This window comes from Pseudomonas sp. S30_BP2TU TE3576, from assembly GCF_050436025.1.
Classification (GTDB): Bacteria; Pseudomonadota; Gammaproteobacteria; order Pseudomonadales; family Pseudomonadaceae; genus Aquipseudomonas.
In genome coordinates, this window is record NZ_JBNDLK010000001.1 from 3,498,039 (window position 1) to 3,513,306 (window position 15,268).

Consider the following 15,268-nt stretch of genomic DNA (forward strand, 5'->3'; position numbering starts at 1 on the left):
AATCATCTGCACCTTCCTGAACGAGGGAAGGGCGGCTATGATGGGCCACGTTTTTTTGCTTACAACCTGGAGAATTCCATGAGCAGCGATCTTATCAAACACGTTAGCGACGCTAGCTTCGAGGCCGACGTACTCAAGGCCGAAGGCGCTGTACTGGTCGACTACTGGGCTGAATGGTGCGGCCCTTGCAAAATGATCGCTCCGGTTCTGGATGAAATTGCCGAGACTTACAAAGGCAAGCTGACCGTTGCCAAGCTGAACATCGACGAAAACCAGGAAACCCCGGCCAAGCACGGCGTGCGCGGTATCCCGACCCTGATGCTGTTCAAGAACGGCAACGTTGAAGCGACCAAGGTCGGCGCGCTGTCGAAGTCGCAACTGGCTGCTTTCCTCGACGCCAACATCTAAGCGTCGCTGCAAAGTGTCTTGAAAAAGCCCCGCAAATAGCGGGGCTTTTTGCGTATTCAGGGCTAGACGCTCCTAAACTCAGGTGGTACATTCGGCCCCGCACTGGTTTCTCCATTGCCCCCTGCTAGCCGTCGCCGACGCACTCCTTTTCGAATAAGTACGCGATCCTGTCGCCTTCTCCGCGGCGCGGCCTCATTAAGCCAAAAGCTTAATTTCCCCCCTCCATAAATGATTACGTCATTCCTATATGAATCTGACTGAACTCAAGCAAAAGCCGATTACCGAACTGCTCGAATTGGCCGAACAGATGGGCATAGAAAATATGGCCCGTTCGCGCAAGCAGGACGTGATTTTCTCCCTGCTCAAGAAGCACGCGAAAAGCGGTGAGGAAATCTCCGGTGATGGCGTGCTGGAGATTCTCCAGGACGGCTTCGGCTTCCTGCGCTCCGCTGACGCTTCCTATCTCGCCGGTCCAGACGATATCTACGTCTCGCCGAGCCAGATCCGTCGTTTCAACTTGCGCACCGGTGACACCATCGTTGGCAAGATCCGCCCTCCAAAGGAAGGCGAGCGTTATTTCGCGCTGCTCAAGGTCGACACCATCAACTTCGACCGTCCGGAAAACGCGAAAAACAAGATTCTCTTCGAGAACCTGACCCCGCTGTTCCCGACCGTGCGCATGAAGATGGAAGCCGGTAACGGTTCCACCGAAGACCTGACCGGTCGTGTCATCGACCTGTGCGCCCCGATCGGCAAAGGCCAGCGCGGTCTGATCGTTGCTCCGCCGAAAGCGGGCAAGACGATCATGCTGCAGAACATTGCCGCGAACATCGCACGTAACAACCCTGAAGTTCATCTGATCGTGCTGCTGATCGACGAACGTCCGGAAGAAGTAACCGAAATGCAGCGCACCGTGCGCGGCGAAGTGGTTGCCTCGACGTTCGACGAGCCGCCAACCCGCCACGTGCAGGTTGCCGAAATGGTGATCGAGAAGGCCAAGCGCCTGGTCGAGCACAAGAAGGACGTGGTGATCCTGCTCGACTCCATCACCCGTCTGGCCCGTGCCTACAACACCGTGATCCCAAGCTCCGGCAAGGTATTGACCGGTGGTGTCGATGCCCACGCCCTGGAGAAACCGAAGCGTTTCTTCGGCGCCGCGCGAAACATCGAAGAAGGCGGTTCGCTGACCATCATCGCCACCGCGCTGGTTGAAACCGGCTCGAAGATGGACGAAGTGATCTACGAGGAATTCAAAGGCACCGGCAACATGGAACTGCCGCTGGATCGCCGTATCGCTGAAAAGCGTGTCTTCCCGGCTATCAACATCAACCGTTCCGGCACCCGCCGCGAAGAGTTGCTGACCGCCGACGACGAGTTGCAGCGCATGTGGATTCTGCGCAAGCTGCTGCACCCGATGGACGAAGTGGCTGCCATCGAGTTCCTGGTCGACAAGCTGAAAACGACCAAGACCAACGATGAGTTCTTCCTGTCGATGAAGCGCAAGTAAGTCGAGCAGACACAAAAAGCCGGGGAAACCCGGCTTTTTGCTATCTGATTTTTGATCAAACGCCAGTTCGTGGTTCTGAATGGAGGGCTTCGGCGCTAAACTGCCTGCCCCGAACGCCACGGCCAAAACGAGGCTCACGCATGCAGTATCGCGACTTGCGCGACTTTATCAGCGGCCTGGAACAGCGCGGTGAACTCAAGCGCATCCAGGTTCCGGTGTCCCCAGTGCTGGAAATGACCGAGGTTTGCGATCGCACCTTGCGCGCCAAAGGCCCGGCCCTGCTTTTCGAAAAGCCCACGGGTTATGACATTCCGGTGCTCGGCAACCTGTTCGGTACGCCTGAGCGCGTAGCACTGGGCATGGGCGCGGAAGCGGTCAGCGAGCTGCGCGAGATTGGCAAATTGCTGGCGTTCCTCAAGGAACCCGAGCCGCCGAAGGGCCTGAAAGATGCCTGGTCCAAGCTGCCGATCTTCCGCAAGATCATTTCGATGGCGCCCAAGGTCGTCAAGGATGCCGTGTGCCAGGAAGTGGTCATCGAAGGCGACGACGTCGACCTGGCCATGCTGCCGGTGCAGACCTGCTGGCCGGGCGACGTCGGTCCGCTGATCACCTGGGGTCTGACCGTCACCAAGGGCCCGAACAAGGATCGCCAGAACCTCGGTATCTATCGTCAGCAAGTGATCGGCCGCAACAAGGTCATCATGCGCTGGCTGAGCCATCGCGGCGGCGCGCTGGATTTTCGCGAGTGGTGCGAAAAACATCCCGGCCAACCGTTCCCGGTATCGGTCGCGTTGGGCGCTGACCCGGCGACCATTCTCGGTGCCGTGACGCCGGTGCCCGACAGCCTTTCCGAATACGCTTTCGCCGGTCTGCTGCGCGGTAACCGCACCGAACTGGTGAAGTGCCGCGGCAACGACCTGCAAGTGCCGGCCACCGCCGAAATCATCCTCGAAGGCGTGATCCACCCGGGCGAGATGGCCGATGAAGGTCCGTACGGTGACCACACCGGTTACTACAACGAAGTCGACAGCTTCCCGGTATTCACCGTCGAGCGCATCACCCACCGGATCAAACCGATCTACCACAGCACCTACACCGGCCGTCCACCGGATGAGCCGGCGATCCTCGGCGTGGCGTTGAACGAAGTGTTCGTGCCGATCCTGCAGAAGCAGTTCCCGGAGATCACCGATTTCTACCTGCCGCCCGAAGGTTGCTCGTACCGCATGGCCATCGTGACCATGAAAAAGTCGTACCCGGGCCACGCCAAGCGGGTAATGCTGGGTGTCTGGTCGTTTTTGCGACAGTTCATGTACACCAAGTTCGTTATTGTCACCGACGACGATATCAACGCCCGGGACTGGAACGACGTGATCTGGGCCATCACCACGCGCATGGACCCCAAGCGCGACACGGTGATGATCGACAACACGCCGATCGACTACCTGGACTTCGCTTCGCCGGTGTCCGGCCTGGGTTCGAAAATGGGCCTCGATGCCACGCATAAATGGCCGGGCGAAACCACCCGTGAGTGGGGGCGGGTCATCGTCAAGGACGATGCCGTGACCCAGCGGATCGATGCCATCTGGAATCAGTTAGGAATAGATTGATGCGTGTAACCTTGCAGCCCTCCGGAGCAGTGCTTGAGATATTGCCCGGCGAGCGGATTCTCGATGGCGCACGGCGTTTGGGCTACGAATGCCCGCAAAGCTGCCGCAATGGTAATTGCCACGTGTGCGCGGCGCTGCTGGTGGAAGGCCGGGTCGAGCAGGCCGGCAATGTGCGTGACCATGGCGAGTTCTACACTTGCATAGCGGAGCCGCTGGAAGACTGCATCGTGCTGTGGGATGGCGTGCTCGCCTTGGGAGAACTGCCGGTGCGCAGCGTGTCGTGTCAGGTCATTGAGTGCAAGGACGTGGGCGGCGATACCTGGCGCGTGCGTCTGCGGGCTCCGGCGGGCAAACCGCCGCGCTACCACGCCGGCCAGTACCTGATGATCGAACGCGAGAACGGCGAAAAGTCCGCCTTCTCCCTCGCCTCGGCACCGCATGCGGGGCGCGACCTGGAAATCCACATACTGGCGCGCGAATCCAGTGCGCTGAGCCTGATCGAGCAGCTCCAGCGCAACAGCATGGTGCGGGTCGAGTTGCCATTTGGCGATACCCACCTGGAAGAGTTGCCGGACGGTCCTCTCGTGCTGATCGCCGCCGGCACTGGCATGGGCCAGATTCACGGCCTGATCGAACATTGCCGGGCCACGGGTTTCAAGCATCCGGTGCATTTGTATTGGGGCGTGCGTCGTCCAGAAGACTTTTATCAAGTCGAACATTGGAACGAATGGCTGAAATTGCCCAACCTGTTCCTGCACAAGGTCGTCAGCGATCAGTGTGGCTGGGGGGGGCGTTGCGGCATGTTGCATGAAGCGGTGTGTGAAGATTTCCCTGATCTCAAGCCGCTGCACGTTTATGCCAGCGGTTCTCCGGCCATGGTCTACGGCACGCTGGATGCGCTGGTAGAGGCGGGAATGGACGCCCATCAGATGCGCGCCGACGTATTTGCCTACGCACCTAGATCCTGACGCTCCTACAGGTTTATAACTCTCTATATAGCCTATCGGTATTTATAAAAACATATAAATGCCGGTAGGTTATATTCCATTCAGGCAATTAATTAAGAACAGTGTCATGGCATTCAAATTGCCTTAAAACTGATGTGCCTTATTGTTACAGCGGTGCGTTCTATTAAGTAATTCTTCACCCGCGGGGAGCTGAACGCTATTCGCCATGAGCGCCATCGAATCTGCTTTTTTGAACCTGGCTTACCCTCCGCGGCTCGATCTGGGGCCGCAGCTCACACACGAACAATTACTCAGCTCGATGCAGTCGACCATGGCCCGTCACAAAGGTGGGCCGGTGTGGCTGTTCGCCTATGGGTCGCTGATCTGGCGGCCTGAATGCACGGCGGTCGAGCGGGTTCGCGGCCGGGTGCATGGTTACCATCGCGGGTTGTACCTGTGGTCCCACGAGCATCGTGGCACGCCGGAAATGCCCGGCCTGGTGTTCGGCCTGGATCGCGGTGGCTCTTGCAGCGGTTTCGCCTATCGCTTGCCCGAAGAGCAACTCGAAGCGTCGCTGTACGCACTTTGGCAACGCGAGATGCCATTTCCTTCCTACCGCCCGCACTGGCTTAACTGCCGACTCGAAGATGGCAGCCAGGTTCAGGCCTTGGGTTTTGTGCTGGAGCGGCACCTGCCCAGTTATGCTGGCAACCTGCCGGACCACGTACTGAGCCATGTGTTCGAAAACGCTTGCGGGCGTTACGGCACCACTCGCGATTATGTCGAGCAGACCGCGCACGCCCTGCGTAGCCACGCCATGCCAGACCGGAATCTGGAGGCGCGGCTCAAGCGCTGCAAATCCAAGTCCGACCAGGCAACTGTTTCACGGCCCTGACAGGCGACTTGGTTTGTGCCGCAGTGCTATTCATCCGAGCTGAAATCTCTCTCGGCTCAGCGAACCTGCACCACCACTTTCCCGACCGCTTTACGCTGGCCAAGATCATTGATGGCTTGTGCCGCATTGCTCAATGGATACACCTGCGACACTAGCGGCTTCAGCTTGCCTTCAGCGAACCAGCCAAACAATTGCTGGAAGTTCGCAGCATTGTCCTGCGGCTGGCGTTGGGCAAACGAGCCCCAGAACACGCCGAGTACTGCGGCGCCCTTGAGTAGCGCGAGGTTCACCGGCAGTTCGGGGATGCGGCCGCTGGCGAAGCCGACCACCAGCAGGCGGCCATTCCAGGCAATGGCGCGGATGGCCTGGTCGAACAGGTCGCCGCCGACCGGGTCGTAGATTACGTCGGCGCCCTGGCCGTCGGTCAGGCGTTTGATTTCGTCCTTGAGGCTGGTTTCGCTGTAGTTGATCAGTTCATCGGCACCGGCGGCCTTGGCCACGGCGAGTTTCTCTGCGCTGCTGGCCGCGGCGATGACCCGGGCGCCCATGGCCTTGCCGATTTCCACCGCGGCCAGGCCGACACCGCCGGAGGCGCCGAGGACCAGCAGGGTTTCACCCGGTTGCAGGTTGCCGCGCTGCTTGAGGGCGTGCATCGAGGTGCCGTAGGTCATGCTGAAGGCGGCGGCGGTGTTGAAGTCCATGGACGGCGGGATCGGCAACACGTTGTAGCCCGGCACGGCGACCTGTTCGGCAAAACTGCCCCAGCCGGTCAGGGCCATGACCCGGTCACCGACTTTCAAGTGGCCGACCTTCTCGCCCACGGCGCTGACCACGCCGGCCGCTTCGCCACCCGGAGAAAACGGGAAGGGCGGCTTGAACTGGTATTTGCCCTCGATGATCAGCGTGTCGGGGAAATTCACCCCGGCGGCGTGCACCTCCAGCAGGATTTCATTCTTCTTCGCGACAGGATTGGCGACGTCTTCCAGCACCAGCGATTCGGCAGGGCCGAAGGCTTTGCACAGCACGGCTTTCATCAGGGCTATTCCTTTGGGAGTGATGGCCGATAAGTGTAGGTGTGTGGGTCGATGGGTCAACGAGCATGCCCGGCCCTGATAGCCAGCCATAAGCTTGTGCTTGTGTGGCGGGTCGTTATGCTAGGCCGCAAACCGGATAAGGAGCGAATTGTGAAAGCGTGGATCATGTTGTTGCTGGCCCTGTCTCTGCCTGTGGCAGCGGTGGCCGAAGAAGCCAAAGAAGATGCAGCACCGAAGGTCAGCTACATCACCCTGAGCCCGCCGTTCGTGGGTAACTACGGGCTGGACGGCACGCCGAAACTCAAAGTCTACAAGGCTGATGTGGCATTGCGGGTGACCGGTGACGAAGCTGCCAAGGCAGTGAAGGCCAATGAACCGTTGATTCGCAATCAACTGGTCGCGCTGTTCGCCCAGCAGACCACCGAGACGATGAACAACGTCGAGGCCAAGGAAAAGCTGCGTCAGGAAGCCCTGAAACAGACCCAGCAGGTGATGAACGATGAAACCGGCAAGCCGGTGATTGAGGATCTGTTGTTCAACAACCTGATTATTCAATAAGTCTTCTAGCGCCTGTACCGGCCTCTTCGCGAGCAAGCCCGCTCCCACATTTGAAATGCATTCCAATGTGGGAGCGGGCTTGCTCGCGAAGAGGCCAGCCCAGGCGATAAATCACTCAAGGCTTTAAGGCGATCACCGTCGCCCACTGCTCCGGCGTCACCGGCATCACCGAAAGCCGCGAGCCTTTCTGCACCAGCGGCATCTCGGCCAGTGCAGTCTGCTGCTTCAGGTAATCCAGTTTCAGCACCCGGGCAAACGTTTCGACATGCGCGACATCGATCGCACTCCAGGCGTTTTTGTCCGGGGTGGCCTTCGGGTCAAAATAATGGCTCTGCGGCTCCAGTGCCGTCGGGTCCGGATACGCGGCTTCGACAATCCTGCCGATTCCGGCGATGCCCGGCTCAGGGCAGCTGGAATGATAGAAAAAGAACTCATCCCCCACTGCCATGGCCCGCAGGAAATTGCGTGCCTGATAGTTGCGAACCCCGTCCCAGCGCGCTTTGCCGAGCTTCTCCAGCCCCTTGATCGAGAGCTCGTCGGGCTCGGATTTCATCAGCCAATAGGCCATGTCTTTTGCTCCTTGCGTGGTGATTGAGCAGCTTGTCGGCAATTTTATGACAAACCGACAGTCGGTTGACGTCAGCATTTGCGCAGCGGTTCACGTTGTCGCAAAATGCCGGCCTTTAAAGCTTGACGCTGCTGCACGGCCAACAAACGGAAACCGCTGCTGTCATCGTGTTGATATGCCTTTGGGGGGCAATCGATGAAACGCAAACCGGATTTACTATGGATTCTGGTCATTTTATTTGGCCTTGGCGTCGTGACCACTGGCTATGCCCAAAGCCTGTGGGCCAACAAGACCGATGCGCCGGTCGAGCTCGCGCAATTGCAGCAACAGTCGACAGCCTTCAAGCGCTGATCCTGTTGTTTCGGCGCCGCTGATCGAAGTGGCGCCTAACCTGCGTAATACCAGGCCTTGTCCGTCACCGTTCCTTGCAGCGGCACATCCCAGCTCGCCTGAGCCAATCGCCCCACTTTCTGACATTCATGGGCCAGCCCCAACAGCGTCGGCTTGCGCCAGCCGTTTCGTCGCGCCAGGTAGGCCAGGCTCCGATCGTAGAAGCCACCCCCCATCCCCAGGCGTCCGCCAACATCGTCAAAACCCACCAATGGCAACAGCACCAGATCCAGCGCCCAGATCTTGCGCTGCCGTGCGATGTTTGCCCGTGGTTCAAGAATACGGAAGCGGTTGGGTTTGAGTTTCTCTCCGGGCCGGATGCGCTGGAACACCATTTTGGTTCGCGGCCAGGCACTCAGCACCGGTAGATAGGTGGCCTTGCCCCGGCGTTGCGCGGCACGCAGCAACAGGCGGGGATCGATTTCACCGTCGGTCGGCAGGTAGAGCGAGATGTGCTTGGCGCGGCGGAACAGCGGTTGCTGGGCCAATTGCTTGTACAGCCCGCGGGCAGCCCGGCGCTGCTGACTGGGTGTCAGGGCGCGGCGGGCCTTGCGCAGCATGCGTCGAAGTTGCGGACGGGGAAGCAGCGCAGGTTCGGTCATGGATTCGGGCTTCGCTGGTCAGGTACATGAAGCGTAACTGTAAAAAGCGGATCTATAAAAACGCCGATGCCGGTATTTAAACCGGCATCGGACTGGAATCAGGCTCCCCGAATGTGTCGCTGTCGACTTAGCCCTTGAACCCGAAAGTTCAAGGTGGAAGATGCAGTAAGCTTTAAGGCTTTCCGTCTAGCGGACATGCACACCAGCCCAACGTGCAACTTCCAGGGTATAGCAAATCGGCTCAGGGACATCGCCAACTGGCAAGCACCCCAGGGAGTGAAGGCAGTATACCGCAAGCAGCGACGTGAATCAGCCTTTGGTGACGTCCGGATCAGTGGCGAGCACCAGGTCGACGCGATCGAGCAGGTCGCGCACCTGTTCGCGGGTCGAGCCGCTGGCCTGGATATCCGGGCGCTCTTCCTTGTGCAGCAGGTCATGGGTGATGTTCAGCGCAGCCATCACGGCGATGCGGTCGGCGCCAATGACTTTGCCGCTGCTGCGGATCTCGCGCATCTTGCCGTCCAGATAACGGGCGGCGCTGACCAGGTTGCTGCGCTCTTCCTGAGGACAGATGATCGAATACTCTTTGTCGAGGATCTGCACGGTGACGCTATTGCTTGAACTCATGAGTCTTGCTCCAGGGCCTTGAGGCGCGAAATCATCGATTCGACCTTACGCCGGGCGATTTCGTTTTTTTCAATGAGGTGCGCGCGTTCCTCGCGCCAGGTCTTTTCCTGAGCTAGTAAGAGTCCATTTTGACTCTTAAGTTGCTCGACTCGGGTAATCAGTAGTTCGAGTCTGGCCATCAGCGCTTGCAGATCGGTGTCTTCCATTGTGTTCACTGTCTGATGGGGGGGCGGACTGTAGGAGCGAGCTTGCTCGCGATGAACCCGAGAACGCCGCGGAGTGTCAGGTACCCAGCGTTATCGTTGGCGACCATCGCGAGCAAGCTCGCTCCTACAGGGGTAGTCGATGTAGGATACAAGGCCTTCATTCTAGACATAGCGCCGTCTGGCGCCTAGCTGCCCATGACCATTCAGAATTCCCCGTACCAAGCCTTCGCCACCCTGCTGACTTCCAGTGGTCACAATGTCTCGCCTGCCGAACTGCACGGCCTGCTGCTCGGCCGCAGCTGCGCCGGCGCCGGTTTCGATGCCGAAGGCTGGCTGATCGATGCCGCCGAACTGCTCGAAAACGAGCCACAGGACAATGTTCGCAGCGCCCTGATCGGCCTGCAAGAGATGGTAAAAGGCGAGCTCACCGGCGATGACGTGACCGTCGTGCTGTTGCTGCCGACCGACGACGCGCCGCTGGCCGATCGCGCCGCTGCACTGGGCCAATGGTGCCAGGGTTTCCTCAGCGGTTTCGGTCTGAACTGCCGTGACAGCAGCGCCTTGAGCACCGAGGCCACCGAAGTGCTGCAGGACCTGGCGGCCATTTCCCAGGTGCAAGACGCGCTGGAAGAGTCCGACGACGGTGAAAACGACTATATGGAAGTCATGGAGTACCTGCGCGTCGCACCGCTGTTGCTGTTCTCCGAGACCAAAAAAGACGTGCCGGCCGCCGCCAAACCGTCTCTGCACTAATCGTTTGCCAGGGAACGCCATCTGCCCATGATCCATATCCCGAAATCGGAATACAGCCGTCGCCGCAAGGCCCTGATGGCGCAGATGGAACCCAACAGCATCGCCATCCTGCCCGCCGCCGCGGTGGCCATTCGTAACCGCGACGTCGAGCACGTTTACCGTCAGGACAGCGACTTCCAGTACCTCAGTGGTTTTCCCGAGCCCCAGGCCGTACTGGTGTTGATACCGGGCCGAGTGCATGGGGAATACATTCTGTTCTGCCGCGAGCGCAATGCCGAGCGCGAGCTGTGGGATGGCCTGCGTGCCGGGCAAGAAGGCGCGATCCGCGACTTCGGTGCTGACGACGCCTTTCCGATCACCGATATCGACGACATCCTGCCGGGCTTGATCGAAGGCCGTGACCGGGTGTATTCGGCCATGGGCAGCAACCCCGAATTCGACCGCCACCTGATGGAGTGGATCAACGTGATCCGCTCCAAGGCCAACCTCGGTGCCCAGCCGCCGAACGAATTCGTTGCCCTGGATCATCTGCTTCACGACATGCGCCTGTATAAATCGGCGGCAGAAGTGAAGGTGATGCGCGAGGCGGCGCGGATTTCCGCCCGGGCGCATGTGCGGGCGATGCAAGCCTGTCGCGCCGGGTTGCACGAATTCAGCCTGGAAGCCGAGCTCGATTACGAGTTCCGCAAGGGTGGGGCGAAGATGCCGGCCTACGGGTCGATCGTCGCGGCGGGGCGCAACAGTTGCATCCTGCATTACCAGCAGAATGACGCGACACTCAAGGACGGTGACCTGGTGCTGATCGACGCCGGTTGCGAGATCGACTGCTACGCCAGCGACATCACCCGGACCTTTCCGGTCAGCGGCAAGTATTCAGCGGAACAGAAAGCGATTTACGAATTGGTGCTGGCTTCCCAGGAGGCCGCCTTTGCCGAAATCGCCCCGAACAAAAACTGGAACCAGGCGCATGAAGCGACGGTCCGGGTCATAACGGCCGGGCTGGTCAAGCTCGGGCTGCTCCAGGGCGACGTTGACGAACTGATCGCCAGCGAAGCCTACAAAGCGTTTTACATGCACCGCGCCGGTCACTGGCTGGGCATGGATGTGCATGACGTCGGCGAGTACAAGGTCGGCGGCGAGTGGCGCGTGCTGGAAGTCGGCATGGCGCTGACCGTGGAGCCGGGGATCTACATCGCCCCGGACAACCAGAACGTGGCGAAGAAATGGCGCGGCATTGGCGTGCGCATCGAGGACGACGTAGTGGTCACCAAAACCGGCTGTGAAATATTGACGGGCGGCGTGCCGAAAACCGTCGCCGAGATCGAGGCTCTGATGGCCGCCGCGCGGACACAAGCGGCATGAGTCGAGTCAATCTGGCAATCATCGGTGGCGGCCTCGTTGGTGCGAGCCTGGCACTGGCCTTGCAGGCCGGCGCCAAGGCCCGAGGCTGGAAGATCGTGTTGATCGAGCCGTTCGCCCCTGGCGATACGTATCAACCGAGTTACGATGCCCGCTCTTCGGCGTTGTCCTTTGGCTCGCGGCAGATTTATCAACGGCTAGGCGTCTGGCAGGCAGTCTCCCGCCGCGCCGAGCCGATCAAGCAGATTCATGTTTCCGACCGTGGGCGCTTCTCCACCGCCCGATTGTCGGCGATGGAAGAGGGTGTTCCAGCGCTGGGTTATGTCGTTGAAAACGCCTGGCTCGGCCAATGCCTGTGGCAAGGCCTGGACAAGGACGTGATCAGTTGGCGCTGCCCGGCGGAAGTCACCCGCATGGAGCCGCTGACCGATGGTTACTGCCTGACCCTCAACGATGAAACCACCCTGGAGTGCGATCTTGCGGTACTCGCCGATGGCGGTCGTTCCGGCCTGCGTGAGCAACTGGGGATCGGCATCCGCAAGCGTCCGTACAACCAGAGCGCGCTGATCGCCAACATCACCCCAAGTGAATCTCATAACGGGATGGCCTTCGAACGTTTCACCGACGAAGGCCCGATGGCGTTGCTGCCGCTGCCGGAAAACCGCTGCGCGCTGGTCTGGACCCGCCTGGGCATGGACGCGCAACGCCTGGCGGCCCTCGATGAGCGCAGCTTCCTCAGCGAGTTGCAGGGTGTGTTCGGTTATCGCCTCGGCACGTTGAAACAGGTCGGTGCGCGGCATCTGTATCCGCTGACGCTGGTGGAGGCCGAGGAACAGGTACGTCCGCATCTGGCGGTCCTCGGCAACGCGGCACACAGCCTGCATCCGATCGCGGGCCAAGGGTTCAACCTGTCCCTGCGCGATGCCCAGGCCCTGGCCGATGCCTTGCTCGCCAGCGAAAAGCCCTTGGGCGATTTCGCCACGTTGCAAGCCTATCGCGAACGCCAGCGTCTCGATCAGAACCTTACCGTGGGCTTCTCCGATCAGGTCACGCGCCTGTTCGGCAGTACCCAGCCGCTGGTGTCCCTGGGGCGCAACATCGGCTTGCTCGGGCTCGATCTGTTGCCACCGGCCAAACGCTGGTTTGCCCGGCAGGCGATGGGCCTGGGTACCCGTCCAGATGCGTAACTGGTTGATCCGCGGGTTCGGCAAGGCGCGATTGATAAAAATACCTGCCGCAATTGCAGGTCGACATTCATGACGGCGCCGGCCACCTTGGCGCGGGTCGGGATAACCCTTTACGTGCGGCTCAAGCCGCAAGAGAGACAGGCTTAAAGCATGGAAATGCGTGCAGATCTGCTGATTGTCGGAGCCGGAATGGTCGGCAGCGCCCTGGCGCTGGCGTTGCAGAACAGCGGGCTGGAAGTCCTGCTGCTGGACGGCAGCCCCATGAGTGTCAAACCCTTCGACGCACAGGCCGCGTTTGAGCCTCGCGTGAGCGCCTTGTCGGCTGCCAGCCAGCGGATTCTCGAACGCCTTGGCGTCTGGGACGGCATCGCCGGACGGCGCAGCAGCCCCTACACCGACATGCAGGTCTGGGATGGCAGCGGCACCGGGCAAATCCACTTCTCGGCGGCCAGCGTGCACGCCGAGGTGCTGGGGCATATCGTCGAAAACCGAGTGGTCCAGGATGCCTTGCTTGACCGCTTGCACGACTGTGACCTGGGGTTGCTGGCCAATGCACGGCTGGAACAGATGCGCCGCTCCGGCGATGACTGGCTGCTGACCCTGGCCGATGGCCGCACCCTGCGCGCACCGCTGGTGATCGCGGCGGATGGCGCCAACTCGGCAGTGCGGCGCCTGGCCGGGGTCGCGACCCGCGAATGGGATTATCTGCACCATGCCATCGTCACCAGCGTGCGTTGTGCCAAATCGCATCAGATGACAGCCTGGCAGCGCTTTACCGACAATGGTCCGCTGGCGTTTCTGCCACTTGAGCGCGACGGACAACAGGATTGGTGTTCGATCGTCTGGTCGACCACGCCCGGCGAAGCCGAACGTCTCATGGCGATGGATGAACAAGGCTTCTGCAAGGAGCTGGAGCGGGCCTTCGAAGGTCGGCTCGGCGAAGTGCTGAGCGCCGACCCGCGCCTGTGTGTGCCCCTGCGCCAGCGGCATGCCAAGCGATATGTGGCTGAAGGCCTGGCATTGATCGGCGACGCCGCCCACACCATTCACCCGTTGGCCGGGCAGGGTGTGAACCTCGGATTCCTGGATGCCGCCGTACTGGCTGAAGTGTTGCTGCAAGCGGCAACCCGTGGCGAACGCCTGGCGGATGTGAAAGTCCTCAGCCGCTACGAGCGTCGGCGCATGCCCCACAACCTGGCGCTGATGGCGGCGATGGAAGGCTTCGAGCGGTTGTTCCAGGCGGATCCGTTGCCGGTGCGCTGGTTGCGTAACACCGGGTTGAAAGTGCTTGAGAAAATGCCCGAAGCCAAGGCGTTGTTCGTGCGTGAAGCGCTGGGGTTGACCGGGGATTTGCCGGCACTCGCCAAGCCCTGAGATTTTCGTTGAGGCTTATGGCCCCATCGCGAGCAAGCTCGCTCCCACATTGGTTTTGTTAACGCCAAAAAACCTGTGGGAGCGAGCTTGCTCGCGATGGCGGCAGCTCGGTCACCTTATATTCCAGCTCAAGCAACATCTGGTAACTCCTCCGCGAACGGGTTCGATTGAGAAGCTAAATGTGAGTCCTTATCATTTGCCCTCATTTTTCAATCGAGAGACCGCTCCCATGTTGGCACCGAAGCGTCTACTGACTGCACTGGCCCTGACCCTGATCGGCAGTACCGCCGCCCAGGCTGCTGACGAGGTGGTGGTCTACTCCTCGCGTATCGACGAACTGATCAAGCCAGTATTCGATGCCTACACCGCCAAGACCGGCGTGAAGGTGAAGTTCATCACCGACAAGGAAGCGCCGCTGATGCAGCGGCTCAAGGCCGAGGGCGCGAATACGCCGGCCGACCTGCTGCTCACCGTCGATGCCGGCAACCTCTGGCAAGCCGAGCAGATGGGCATCCTCCAGCCGTTCACCTCGAAAACCATCGACGCCAACATTCCGCTGCAATACCGGGCAGCCTCTCATGCCTGGACCGGCCTGAGCCTGCGGGCGCGGACCATCGCCTACTCCACTGATCGGGTGAAGTCAGGTGAGTTGACCACCTACGAAGCGCTGGCCGACAAGCAGTGGGAAGGCCGCCTGTGCCTGCGCACGGCGAAGAAGGTCTATAACCAGTCCCTGACCGCGACCATGATCGAAGTGCACGGCGCCGACAAGACCGAGGAAATCCTCAAGGGCTGGGTCAAGAACCTGTCCACTGACGTGTTCTCCGACGACACCGCCGTGCTGGAAGCGATCAATGCCGGCCAGTGCGACGTCGGTATCGTCAACACCTACTACTACGGCCGCCTGCACAAGCAGAAGCCAGACCTGCCGGTGAAATTGTTCTGGCCGAACCAGGCTGACCGTGGCGTACACGTCAACCTGTCGGGCATCGGCCTGACCCAACACGCGCCACACCCGGAAGCGGCCAAGGCCCTGGTGGAGTGGATGACCACCCCTGAAGCGCAGAAGATCTTTGCCGACGTGAACCAGGAGTTCCCGGCGAACCAGGCCGTGCAGCCATCGGCTGAAGTCGCCGCATGGGGCAAGTTCATCGCGGATACCTTGCCTGTGGAAATCGCTGGCAAGCGCCAGGCTGAGGCGATTCGTCTGATGGACAAGGCTGGCTGGAACTGACACATGCTGGTC

General features: G+C 60.4%; 17 protein-coding genes and 1 other RNA gene. 12 read left to right on the forward strand and 6 right to left on the reverse strand.

All coding sequences use genetic code 11. The features are described from left to right. The first annotated feature begins 78 nt into the window (after nucleotides 1-78). The 5 genes from trxA (at nucleotide 79) to ABIA48_RS15900 (ending at nucleotide 5,364) form a co-directional block, all read left to right on the forward strand. Nucleotides 79-408 carry a thioredoxin TrxA gene (gene trxA / locus ABIA48_RS15880; protein WP_003206727.1) on the forward strand — a complete coding sequence of 110 codons (330 nt, stop codon included), beginning with the start codon at nucleotides 79-81 and terminating at the stop codon, nucleotides 406-408. 247 nt (nucleotides 409-655) lie between these two features. Next, the gene (rho, locus tag ABIA48_RS15885) at nucleotides 656-1,915 is read left to right on the forward strand and encodes a transcription termination factor Rho (protein WP_003206716.1); all 1,260 of its coding nucleotides are present in this window, start codon (nucleotides 656-658) and stop codon (nucleotides 1,913-1,915) included. Nucleotides 1,916-2,055: 140 nt separating this feature from the next. Beyond that, a complete protein-coding gene (ubiD, locus tag ABIA48_RS15890) occupies nucleotides 2,056-3,522 on the forward strand; it encodes a 4-hydroxy-3-polyprenylbenzoate decarboxylase (RefSeq protein ID WP_007982883.1) in 1,467 nt (488 codons plus the stop codon). Further along, nucleotides 3,522-4,490, forward strand: a complete 969-nt coding sequence (locus ABIA48_RS15895; RefSeq protein ID WP_429489835.1) for a CDP-6-deoxy-delta-3,4-glucoseen reductase — start codon at nucleotides 3,522-3,524, stop codon at nucleotides 4,488-4,490. The genes ubiD and ABIA48_RS15895 overlap by 1 nt, the downstream gene beginning before the upstream one ends. 205 nt (nucleotides 4,491-4,695) lie before the next feature. Further along, a complete protein-coding gene (locus tag ABIA48_RS15900; protein WP_429489837.1) occupies nucleotides 4,696-5,364 on the forward strand; it encodes a gamma-glutamylcyclotransferase in 669 nt (222 codons plus the stop codon). A 56-nt stretch (nucleotides 5,365-5,420) separates the two neighbouring features. Here ABIA48_RS15900 and ABIA48_RS15905 read toward each other — a convergent pair whose 3' ends face one another. Then, nucleotides 5,421-6,398 (reverse strand): NADPH:quinone oxidoreductase family protein, encoded by a 978-nt coding sequence (locus ABIA48_RS15905; protein WP_429489839.1) that lies wholly within the window; start codon nucleotides 6,396-6,398, stop codon nucleotides 5,421-5,423. Nucleotides 6,399-6,548: 150 nt separating this feature from the next. Between ABIA48_RS15905 and ABIA48_RS15910 the strand changes: the two genes are divergently transcribed. Then, the gene (locus tag ABIA48_RS15910; protein WP_007982893.1) at nucleotides 6,549-6,956 is read left to right on the forward strand and encodes a flagellar basal body-associated protein FliL; all 408 of its coding nucleotides are present in this window, start codon (nucleotides 6,549-6,551) and stop codon (nucleotides 6,954-6,956) included. A 115-nt stretch (nucleotides 6,957-7,071) separates the two neighbouring features. Here ABIA48_RS15910 and ABIA48_RS15915 read toward each other — a convergent pair whose 3' ends face one another. Beyond that, on the reverse strand, nucleotides 7,072-7,524 hold the full coding sequence (locus tag ABIA48_RS15915) for an EVE domain-containing protein (RefSeq protein ID WP_204929643.1): 453 nt from the start codon (nucleotides 7,522-7,524) through the stop codon (nucleotides 7,072-7,074). A 195-nt stretch (nucleotides 7,525-7,719) separates the two neighbouring features. Here ABIA48_RS15915 and ABIA48_RS15920 point away from each other — a divergent pair, with 195 nt between their 5' ends. Further along, a complete protein-coding gene (locus ABIA48_RS15920; RefSeq protein WP_007982896.1) occupies nucleotides 7,720-7,875 on the forward strand; it encodes a hypothetical protein in 156 nt (51 codons plus the stop codon). Nucleotides 7,876-7,910: 35 nt separating this feature from the next. Here the strand turns inward: ABIA48_RS15920 and ABIA48_RS15925 are convergent, their stop codons facing one another. From ABIA48_RS15925 to ABIA48_RS15940, 4 genes are all read right to left on the reverse strand, one after another. Beyond that, on the reverse strand, nucleotides 7,911-8,516 hold the full coding sequence (locus ABIA48_RS15925; RefSeq protein ID WP_310055857.1) for a 5-formyltetrahydrofolate cyclo-ligase: 606 nt from the start codon (nucleotides 8,514-8,516) through the stop codon (nucleotides 7,911-7,913). 100 nt (nucleotides 8,517-8,616) lie between these two features. Further along, nucleotides 8,617-8,795: non-coding RNA, 6S RNA (gene ssrS, locus ABIA48_RS15930), on the reverse strand. Nucleotides 8,796-8,825: 30 nt separating this feature from the next. After that, nucleotides 8,826-9,143: a cell division protein ZapA gene (locus ABIA48_RS15935; protein ID WP_008055229.1), complete on the reverse strand. Its 318-nt coding sequence runs from the start codon at nucleotides 9,141-9,143 to the stop codon at nucleotides 8,826-8,828. Then, on the reverse strand, nucleotides 9,140-9,349 hold the full coding sequence (locus tag ABIA48_RS15940; RefSeq protein ID WP_007982902.1) for a TIGR02449 family protein: 210 nt from the start codon (nucleotides 9,347-9,349) through the stop codon (nucleotides 9,140-9,142). The genes ABIA48_RS15935 and ABIA48_RS15940 overlap by 4 nt, the downstream gene beginning before the upstream one ends. A gap of 195 nt (nucleotides 9,350-9,544) precedes the next feature. Between ABIA48_RS15940 and ABIA48_RS15945 the strand changes: the two genes are divergently transcribed. The 5 genes from ABIA48_RS15945 (at nucleotide 9,545) to ABIA48_RS15965 (ending at nucleotide 15,256) form a co-directional block, all read left to right on the forward strand. Continuing rightward, nucleotides 9,545-10,102: a YecA family protein gene (locus tag ABIA48_RS15945; protein ID WP_429489843.1), complete on the forward strand. Its 558-nt coding sequence runs from the start codon at nucleotides 9,545-9,547 to the stop codon at nucleotides 10,100-10,102. A 27-nt stretch (nucleotides 10,103-10,129) separates the two neighbouring features. Beyond that, entirely contained in the window at nucleotides 10,130-11,464 is a 1,335-nt protein-coding gene (gene pepP, locus ABIA48_RS15950) for a Xaa-Pro aminopeptidase (RefSeq protein WP_007982913.1), read from the forward strand. Beyond that, complete coding sequence (gene ubiH, locus ABIA48_RS15955; RefSeq protein WP_429489846.1) at nucleotides 11,461-12,648, forward strand: 2-octaprenyl-6-methoxyphenyl hydroxylase; 1,188 nt, start codon at nucleotides 11,461-11,463, stop codon at nucleotides 12,646-12,648. Before pepP ends, ubiH begins: the two co-directional genes overlap by 4 nt. Before the next feature lie 156 nt (nucleotides 12,649-12,804). Next, a complete protein-coding gene (locus ABIA48_RS15960; protein ID WP_429492875.1) occupies nucleotides 12,805-14,022 on the forward strand; it encodes a 2-octaprenyl-3-methyl-6-methoxy-1,4-benzoquinol hydroxylase in 1,218 nt (405 codons plus the stop codon). A 229-nt stretch (nucleotides 14,023-14,251) separates the two neighbouring features. Beyond that, nucleotides 14,252-15,256 (forward strand): extracellular solute-binding protein, encoded by a 1,005-nt coding sequence (locus tag ABIA48_RS15965; protein ID WP_429489848.1) that lies wholly within the window; start codon nucleotides 14,252-14,254, stop codon nucleotides 15,254-15,256. Nucleotides 15,257-15,268 lie beyond the last annotated feature (12 nt).

What these genes read in the sequence shown, in the direction of transcription:
- trxA (WP_003206727.1), top strand. Translation starts at nt 79, where the DNA reads ATGAGCAGCGATCTTATCAAACACGTTAGCGACGCTAGCTTCGAGGCC.
- rho (WP_003206716.1), top strand. Translation starts at nt 656, where the DNA reads ATGAATCTGACTGAACTCAAGCAAAAGCCGATTACCGAACTGCTCGAA.
- ubiD (WP_007982883.1), top strand. Translation starts at nt 2,056, where the DNA reads ATGCAGTATCGCGACTTGCGCGACTTTATCAGCGGCCTGGAACAGCGC.
- ABIA48_RS15895 (WP_429489835.1), top strand. Translation starts at nt 3,522, where the DNA reads ATGCGTGTAACCTTGCAGCCCTCCGGAGCAGTGCTTGAGATATTGCCC.
- ABIA48_RS15900 (WP_429489837.1), top strand. Translation starts at nt 4,696, where the DNA reads ATGAGCGCCATCGAATCTGCTTTTTTGAACCTGGCTTACCCTCCGCGG.
- ABIA48_RS15905 (WP_429489839.1), bottom strand. Translation starts at nt 6,398, where the DNA reads ATGAAAGCCGTGCTGTGCAAAGCCTTCGGCCCTGCCGAATCGCTGGTG.
- ABIA48_RS15915 (WP_204929643.1), bottom strand. Translation starts at nt 7,524, where the DNA reads ATGGCCTATTGGCTGATGAAATCCGAGCCCGACGAGCTCTCGATCAAG.
- ABIA48_RS15920 (WP_007982896.1), top strand. Translation starts at nt 7,720, where the DNA reads ATGAAACGCAAACCGGATTTACTATGGATTCTGGTCATTTTATTTGGC.
- ABIA48_RS15925 (WP_310055857.1), bottom strand. Translation starts at nt 8,516, where the DNA reads ATGACCGAACCTGCGCTGCTTCCCCGTCCGCAACTTCGACGCATGCTG.
- ABIA48_RS15935 (WP_008055229.1), bottom strand. Translation starts at nt 9,143, where the DNA reads ATGAGTTCAAGCAATAGCGTCACCGTGCAGATCCTCGACAAAGAGTAT.
- ABIA48_RS15940 (WP_007982902.1), bottom strand. Translation starts at nt 9,349, where the DNA reads ATGGAAGACACCGATCTGCAAGCGCTGATGGCCAGACTCGAACTACTG.
- ABIA48_RS15945 (WP_429489843.1), top strand. Translation starts at nt 9,545, where the DNA reads ATGACCATTCAGAATTCCCCGTACCAAGCCTTCGCCACCCTGCTGACT.
- pepP (WP_007982913.1), top strand. Translation starts at nt 10,130, where the DNA reads ATGATCCATATCCCGAAATCGGAATACAGCCGTCGCCGCAAGGCCCTG.
- ubiH (WP_429489846.1), top strand. Translation starts at nt 11,461, where the DNA reads ATGAGTCGAGTCAATCTGGCAATCATCGGTGGCGGCCTCGTTGGTGCG.
- ABIA48_RS15960 (WP_429492875.1), top strand. Translation starts at nt 12,805, where the DNA reads ATGCGTGCAGATCTGCTGATTGTCGGAGCCGGAATGGTCGGCAGCGCC.
- ABIA48_RS15965 (WP_429489848.1), top strand. Translation starts at nt 14,252, where the DNA reads ATGTTGGCACCGAAGCGTCTACTGACTGCACTGGCCCTGACCCTGATC.